The following is a 7432-nucleotide window of genomic DNA, read 5'->3' as shown; positions in this document are numbered from 1 at the left end:
AATTGAATATGGAAATTGTGAAGACGGGAAAGATAGACTATATGATGTCACAAGTTGGAGAAGGAAAAGCTTGTTGGGATTGTCATCGTGATGTACCTCATGGTGGAAAGAACTCACTTTCCAGTACTCCGGCAGCTATTGTGCCTTATCCGAAATCTCCTGTACCGGAGTGGCTTCGGAAAATGATGAATGATCAATAATGCAGCATAAATAATAAAACCAATATATAATGATGGAAAAGAAATTAAAATCATGGCAAGGATGGCTATTGTTCGGAGGTTCAATGGTTGTTGTTTTTGTTTTGGGATTGTGTGTTTCTGCGCTGATGGAACGGAGAGCAGAAGTAGCAAGCATATTCAATAATCGTAAAAACGTTATCAAAGGGATTGAGGCTCGTAATGAACGCTATAACGATGATTTTCCTCGTGAATATCAGACGTGGACGGAAACAGCCAAGACTGATTTTGAGAGTGAGTTTAATGGGAATATAGCAGTTGATGTGTTGGAAAAACGTCCTGAGATGGTTGTTCTCTGGGCTGGATATGCATTCTCTAAAGATTATTCTACTCCACGTGGACACATGCATGCTATTGAAGATATAACTGCATCCCTGCGTACCGGAGCACCTATGAATCCGACTGAAGGTCCTCAACCTTCTACTTGCTGGACATGTAAAAGCCCGGATGTTCCTCGTATGATGGAAGCTCTTGGCGTAGATTCATTTTATCATAATAAATGGGCTGCATTTGGTGATGAAATCGTGAATCCGATCGGGTGTTCCGATTGTCACGATTCGGAAACGATGAATCTTCATATCAGTCGTCCGGCTTTGATTGAGGCTTTCCAACGTCAAGGTAAGGATATCACGAAAGCTACTCCGCAAGAGATGCGTTCGCTGGTATGTGCACAGTGTCACGTAGAATATTATTTCAAAGGTGATGGCAAATATCTGACATTCCCTTGGGATAAAGGTTTCACAGTAGAAGATATGGAAGCATATTATGATGAGGCAGGTTTTTATGATTATATTCACAAGTTGAGCCGTACTCCGATTTTGAAAGCTCAACATCCTGATTATGAAATTGCGCAGATGGGGATTCATGGACAGAGAGGTGTCTCTTGTGCCGATTGTCACATGCCGTATAAGAGTGAAGGTGGTGTGAAATTCAGTGATCACCATATACAAAGTCCTTTGGCAATGATAGACCGTACTTGTCAGGCCTGTCATCGCGAGAGTGAAGAAACATTGCGAAACAACGTTTACGAACGCCAACGCAAAGCGAATGAAATCCGTAACCGTTTGGAACAGGAACTTGCAAAAGCACATATCGAAGCAAAATATGCTTGGGATGCCGGAGCTACAGAAGACCAGATGAAAGACGTACTTGCTTTGATTCGTCAGGCACAATGGCGTTGGGATTTTGGGGTTGCTTCACATGGTGGTTCGTTCCATGCTCCTCAGGAAATTCAAAGAATACTTTCTCATGGACTCGATCGTGCTATGCAAGCTCGTTTGGCAGTATCCAAAGTATTAGTGAAGAACGGTTTTACAGGAGAAGTTCCAATGCCTGATATTTCTACTAAGGCTAAAGCACAGCAATATATCGGTTTGGATATGGATGCAGAAAAAGCAGCTAAAGAGAAATTCCTGAATACAACAGTTCCTGCTTGGTTACAGAAAGCAAAGGCAGCAGGTCGTCTGGCACAGAAATAAAAACAGATATATGTGGAGTAAACCTTGGAGTTATAAAGAAGGTCTGTTGATTGGTATGGGCTTGCTGGTGACAGGCTTTCTGTTGCAAGTAACTGTAGGAGCGATCAATTGGAACTTATTCGCCTATCCGGTCAATGTGATTGTATTGATAATTTATATTATCGGACTAGTCAGTATACACCTTCTTCGTAAACGCGTTTACTTGTTTGGATGGCTGAGTCATTATTCTGCGGCAGTTTCATCCTTAGCATGGGTGGCATTGCTAACAGTAATGATGGGGCTTATCCGGCAAGCTTCTTCCGGTAATTCTCCTGGCGATATCTTGGGCTTTTCCCGAATGATTTCGTCCTGGCCTTTTGTGCTACTCTATTTCTGGATGGTTACGGTTTTGGGATTAACAATCCTTCGTGCCGGCTTTCCTTTGAAAGTAAGTAAATTATCTTTCTTGCTTAATCATATAGGATTATTCATAGCTTTGATCACTGCTACTTTGGGAAATGCAGATCTGCAACGACTAAAGATGACGACACAGATGGGAAATACAGAATGGCGTGCTTCTGACGAACAGGGACAATTGATTGAACTGCCGTTGGCTATCGAATTGAAGGATTTTACGATTGATGAGTATCCTCCCAAACTGATGCTGATTGACAATGAAACGGGAAATGCGCTTCCCGAAAAATCCCCTGTTCATCTTTTGCTTGAAGAAAACGTGACTGATGGAGCATTGCAAGATTGGCAACTAACTATCTTACAATCTATTCCGATGGCTGCCTCTGTAACTACTGAAGATACATTGAAATTTACGGATTTTCACTCCATGGGAGCAACGTATGCTGTTTATTTGAAAGCTGTGAATCAGAAGAAACAGCTAACTAGAGAAGGCTGGGTTAGTTGTGGCAGTTTCCTTTTTCCATATAAAGCATTACGTCTTGATTCATTGACCAGTCTTGTAATGCCGGAACGTGAACCTCAGCGTTTTGCGTCGGATGTAAAAGTCTATACGCAGGCAGGAACGATTACGGAAGCGACCATAGAAGTAAACCGTCCGTTAGAGTTGGGAGGATGGAAGATTTATCAATTAAGTTACGATGAATCGAAAGGGCGGTGGAGCGATATTAGTGTCTTTGAGTTAGTCCGGGATCCTTGGCTACCTGTAGTTTATACAGGAATTGTAATGATGATGGTTGGAGCTATCTGTTTGTTTGTGAATGCTCAGAAGAAGAAAGAGGAGGAAACAGTATGAGTTGGGAACATTTCATTTTATTTGCAATAGCAGCACTTATCTGCTGGGGACTAGGAGCATTTATTGCTTGGCGTGGAAAGAAAACGGGATGGGCGTATGGATTTACTATATTAGGGCTAGCTATCTTTTTCAGTTTTATTGTTGGCTTTTGGTTGTCTCTGGAACGTCCACCGATGCGTACAATGGGAGAGACTCGACTGTGGTACTCTTTTTTCCTGCCACTTGCCGGATTGATAACCTATAGCCGTTGGAAGTATAAATGGATTCTCAGTTTCAGTTTTATCCTTTCATTGGTATTTATCTGTATTAATATCTTCAAGCCGGAGATTCATAATAAGACTTTGATGCCTGCTCTTCAAAGTCCATGGTTTCCTCCTCATGTGATTGTGTATATGTTTGCTTATGCCATGTTAGGGGCAGCAACAGTGATGGCAGTCTATTTACTTTGGTTCAAAAAGAAAACCATCGAACGGAACGAAATGGATTTGTGTGATAACCTCACTTATGTCGGTCTGGCCTTTATGACTTTGGGTATGCTTACAGGAGCAGTCTGGGCAAAAGAAGCCTGGGGACATTACTGGGCATGGGACCCGAAGGAGACGTGGGCGGCAGCTACTTGGTTTGCTTATCTGATATATATTCATTTCCGATTGGGGAAACCGTTGCAGGTTCGCCCGGCATTAATTATTCTTTTAGTCTCATTCGTATTGTTACAAATGTGCGTATATGCATTAATTATCTACCATCTGCACAGGGAGTCAGTGTACATACTTATAACTTAAATTGAAATAATACGAATGAGACTAAAAGAATAATTAATGCCGGGCGAACCTGCAACGGTTTCCCCAATCGGAAATGAATATATATCAGATAAGCAAACCAAGTAGCTGCCGCCCACGTCTCCTTCGGGTCCCATGCCCAGTAATGTCCCCAGGCTTCTTTTGCCCAGACTGCTCCTGTAAGCATACCCAAAGTCATAAAGGCCAGACCGACATAAGTGAGGTTATCACACAAATCCATTTCGTTCCGTTCGATGGTTTTCTTTTTGAACCAAAGTAAATAGACTGCCATCACTGTTGCTGCCCCTAACATGGCATAAGCAAACATATACACAATCACATGAGGAGGAAACCATGGACTTTGAAGAGCAGGCATCAAAGTCTTATTATGAATCTCCGGCTTGAAGATATTAATACAGATAAATACCAATGAAAGGATAAAACTGAAACTGAGAATCCATTTATACTTCCAACGGCTATAGGTTATCAATCCGGCAAGTGGCAGGAAAAAAGAGTACCACAGTCGAGTCTCTCCCATTGTACGCATCGGTGGACGTTCCAGAGACAACCAAAAGCCAACAATAAAACTGAAAAAGATAGCTAGCCCTAATATAGTAAATCCATACGCCCATCCCGTTTTCTTTCCACGCCAAGCAATAAATGCTCCTAGTCCCCAGCAGATAAGTGCTGCTATTGCAAATAAAATGAAATGTTCCCAACTCATACTGTTTCCTCCTCTTTCTTCTTCTGAGCATTCACAAACAAACAGATAGCTCCAACCATCATCATTACAATTCCTGTATAAACTACAGGTAGCCAAGGATCCCGGACTAACTCAAAGACACTAATATCGCTCCACCGCCCTTTCGATTCATCGTAACTTAATTGATAAATCTTCCATCCTCCCAACTCTAACGGACGGTTTACTTCTATGGTCGCTTCCGTAATCGTTCCTGCCTGCGTATAGACTTTTACATCCGACGCAAAACGCTGAGGTTCACGTTCCGGCATTACAAGACTGGTCAATGAATCAAGACGTAATGCTTTATATGGAAAAAGGAAACTGCCACAACTAACCCAGCCTTCTCTAGTTAGCTGTTTCTTCTGATTCACAGCTTTCAAATAAACAGCATACGTTGCTCCCATGGAGTGAAAATCCGTAAATTTCAATGTATCTTCAGTAGTTACAGAGGCAGCCATCGGAATAGATTGTAAGATAGTTAGTTGCCAATCTTGCAATGCTCCATCAGTCACGTTTTCTTCAAGCAAAAGATGAACAGGGGATTTTTCGGGAAGCGCATTTCCCGTTTCATTGTCAATCAGCATCAGTTTGGGAGGATACTCATCAATCGTAAAATCCTTCAATTCGATAGCCAACGGCAGTTCAATCAATTGTCCCTGTTCGTCAGAAGCACGCCATTCTGTATTTCCCATCTGTGTCGTCATCTTTAGTCGTTGCAGATCTGCATTTCCCAAAGTAGCAGTGATCAAAGCTATGAATAATCCTATATGATTAAGCAAGAAAGATAATTTACTTACTTTCAAAGGAAAGCCGGCACGAAGGATTGTTAATCCCAAAACCGTAACCATCCAGAAATAGAGTAGCACAAAAGGCCAGGACGAAATCATTCGGGAAAAGCCCAAGATATCGCCAGGAGAATTACCGGAAGAAGCTTGCCGGATAAGCCCCATCATTACTGTTAGCAATGCCACCCATGCTAAGGATGAAACTGCCGCAGAATAATGACTCAGCCATCCAAACAAGTAAACGCGTTTACGAAGAAGGTGTATACTGACTAGTCCGATAATATAAATTATCAATACAATCACATTGACCGGATAGGCGAATAAGTTCCAATTGATCGCTCCTACAGTTACTTGCAACAGAAAGCCTGTCACCAGCAAGCCCATACCAATCAACAGACCTTCTTTATAACTCCAAGGTTTACTCCACATATATCTGTTTTTATTTCTGTGCCAGACGACCTGCTGCCTTTGCTTTCTGTAACCAAGCAGGAACTGTTGTATTCAGGAATTTCTCTTTAGCTGCTTTTTCTGCATCCATATCCAAACCGATATATTGCTGTGCTTTAGCCTTAGTAGAAATATCAGGCATTGGAACTTCTCCTGTAAAAACCGTTCTTCACTAATACTTTGGATACTGCCAAACGAGCTTGCATAGCACGATCGAGTCCATGAGAAAGTATTCTTTGAATTTCCTGAGGAGCATGGAACGAACCACCATGTGAAGCAACCCCAAAATCCCAACGCCATTGTGCCTGACGAATCAAAGCAAGTACGTCTTTCATCTGGTCTTCTGTAGCTCCGGCATCCCAAGCATATTTTGCTTCGATATGTGCTTTTGCAAGTTCCTGTTCCAAACGGTTACGGATTTCATTCGCTTTGCGTTGGCGTTCGTAAACGTTGTTTCGCAATGTTTCTTCACTCTCGCGATGACAGGCCTGACAAGTACGGTCTATCATTGCCAAAGGACTTTGTATATGGTGATCACTGAATTTCACACCACCTTCACTCTTATACGGCATGTGACAATCGGCACAAGAGACACCTCTCTGTCCATGAATCCCCATCTGCGCAATTTCATAATCAGGATGTTGAGCTTTCAAAATCGGAGTACGGCTCAACTTGTGAATATAATCATAAAAACCTGCCTCATCATAATATGCTTCCATATCTTCTACTGTGAAACCTTTATCCCAAGGGAATGTCAGATATTTGCCATCACCTTTGAAATAATATTCTACGTGACACTGTGCACATACCAGCGAACGCATCTCTTGCGGAGTAGCTTTCGTGATATCCTTACCTTGACGTTGGAAAGCCTCAATCAAAGCCGGACGACTGATATGAAGATTCATCGTTTCCGAATCGTGACAATCGGAACACCCGATCGGATTCACGATTTCATCACCAAATGCAGCCCATTTATTATGATAAAATGAATCTACGCCAAGAGCTTCCATCATACGAGGAACATCCGGGCTTTTACATGTCCAGCAAGTAGAAGGTTGAGGACCTTCAGTCGGATTCATAGGTGCTCCGGTACGCAGGGATGCAGTTATATCTTCAATAGCATGCATGTGTCCACGTGGAGTAGAATAATCTTTAGAGAATGCATATCCAGCCCAGAGAACAACCATCTCAGGACGTTTTTCCAACACATCAACTGCTATATTCCCATTAAACTCACTCTCAAAATCAGTCTTGGCTGTTTCCGTCCACGTCTGATATTCACGAGGAAAATCATCGTTATAGCGTTCATTACGAGCCTCAATCCCTTTGATAACGTTTTTACGATTATTGAATATGCTTGCTACTTCTGCTCTCCGTTCCATCAGCGCAGAAACACACAATCCCAAAACAAAAACAACAACCATTGAACCTCCGAACAATAGCCATCCTTGCCATGATTTTAATTTCTTTCCATCATTATATATTGGTTTTATTATTTATGCTGCATTATTGATCATTCATCATTTTCCGAAGCCACTCCGGTACAGGAGATTTCGGATAAGGCACAATAGCTGCCGGAGTACTGGAAAGTGAGTTCTTTCCACCATGAGGTACATCACGATGACAATCCCAACAAGCTTTTCCTTCTCCAACTTGTGACATCATATAGTCTATCTTTCCCGTCTTCACAATTTCCATATTCAATTGTGTATGGCAACG

General features: G+C 42.1%; 3 protein-coding genes and 5 pseudogenes. 4 read left to right on the top strand and 4 right to left on the bottom strand.

The genetic code is table 11. The features are described 5' to 3' along the window. From EJF25_RS24410 to ccsA (EJF25_RS24395), 4 genes and pseudogenes are all read left to right on the top strand, one after another. Positions 1–200: pseudogene (locus EJF25_RS24410) on the top strand (cytochrome c nitrite reductase small subunit); the annotation flags it as partial. A 32-nt stretch (positions 201–232) separates the two neighbouring features. Continuing rightward, a complete protein-coding gene (nrfA, locus tag EJF25_RS24405; RefSeq protein WP_125042023.1) occupies positions 233–1714 on the top strand; it encodes an ammonia-forming cytochrome c nitrite reductase in 1482 nt (493 codons plus the stop codon). A 10-nt stretch (positions 1715–1724) separates the two neighbouring features. Beyond that, positions 1725–2960 (top strand): cytochrome c biogenesis ResB family protein, encoded by a 1236-nt coding sequence (locus EJF25_RS24400; RefSeq protein WP_125041993.1) that lies wholly within the window; start codon positions 1725–1727, stop codon positions 2958–2960. Beyond that, positions 2957–3747: pseudogene (gene ccsA, locus EJF25_RS24395) on the top strand (cytochrome c biogenesis protein CcsA). The gene EJF25_RS24400 and the pseudogene ccsA (EJF25_RS24395) overlap by 4 nt, the downstream one beginning before the upstream one ends. Here the strand turns inward: ccsA (EJF25_RS24395) and ccsA (EJF25_RS24390) are convergent. From ccsA (EJF25_RS24390) to EJF25_RS24375, 4 genes and pseudogenes are all read right to left on the bottom strand, one after another. Further along, positions 3744–4463 (bottom strand): annotated as a pseudogene (gene ccsA, locus EJF25_RS24390) (cytochrome c biogenesis protein CcsA); the annotation flags it as partial. The pseudogenes ccsA (EJF25_RS24395) and ccsA (EJF25_RS24390) overlap by 4 nt on opposite strands. Then, positions 4460–5695, bottom strand: coding sequence for a cytochrome c biogenesis ResB family protein (locus EJF25_RS24385; protein WP_125041993.1), 1236 nt, complete (start codon positions 5693–5695; stop codon positions 4460–4462). The gene EJF25_RS24385 and the pseudogene ccsA (EJF25_RS24390), both read right to left, overlap by 4 nt. Positions 5696–5705: 10 nt before the next feature. After that, positions 5706–7137, bottom strand: a pseudogene (nrfA, locus tag EJF25_RS24380) (ammonia-forming cytochrome c nitrite reductase). Between the two features lie 82 nt (positions 7138–7219). Further along, positions 7220–7432: pseudogene (locus tag EJF25_RS24375) on the bottom strand (cytochrome c nitrite reductase small subunit); the annotation flags it as partial.

It is taken from the genome of Bacteroides faecalis (genome assembly GCF_003865075.1).
Taxonomy (GTDB): domain Bacteria; phylum Bacteroidota; class Bacteroidia; order Bacteroidales; family Bacteroidaceae; genus Bacteroides; species Bacteroides faecalis.
This window is presented reverse-complemented; position numbering and strand designations above follow the sequence as displayed.

Excerpts from the sequence above, each read along its gene's own strand:
- nrfA (WP_125042023.1), top strand. The coding sequence starts at position 233 with ATGGAAAAGAAATTAAAATCATGGCAAGGATGGCTATTGTTCGGAGGT.
- EJF25_RS24400 (WP_125041993.1), top strand. The coding sequence starts at position 1,725 with ATGTGGAGTAAACCTTGGAGTTATAAAGAAGGTCTGTTGATTGGTATG.
- EJF25_RS24385 (WP_125041993.1), bottom strand. The coding sequence starts at position 5,695 with ATGTGGAGTAAACCTTGGAGTTATAAAGAAGGTCTGTTGATTGGTATG.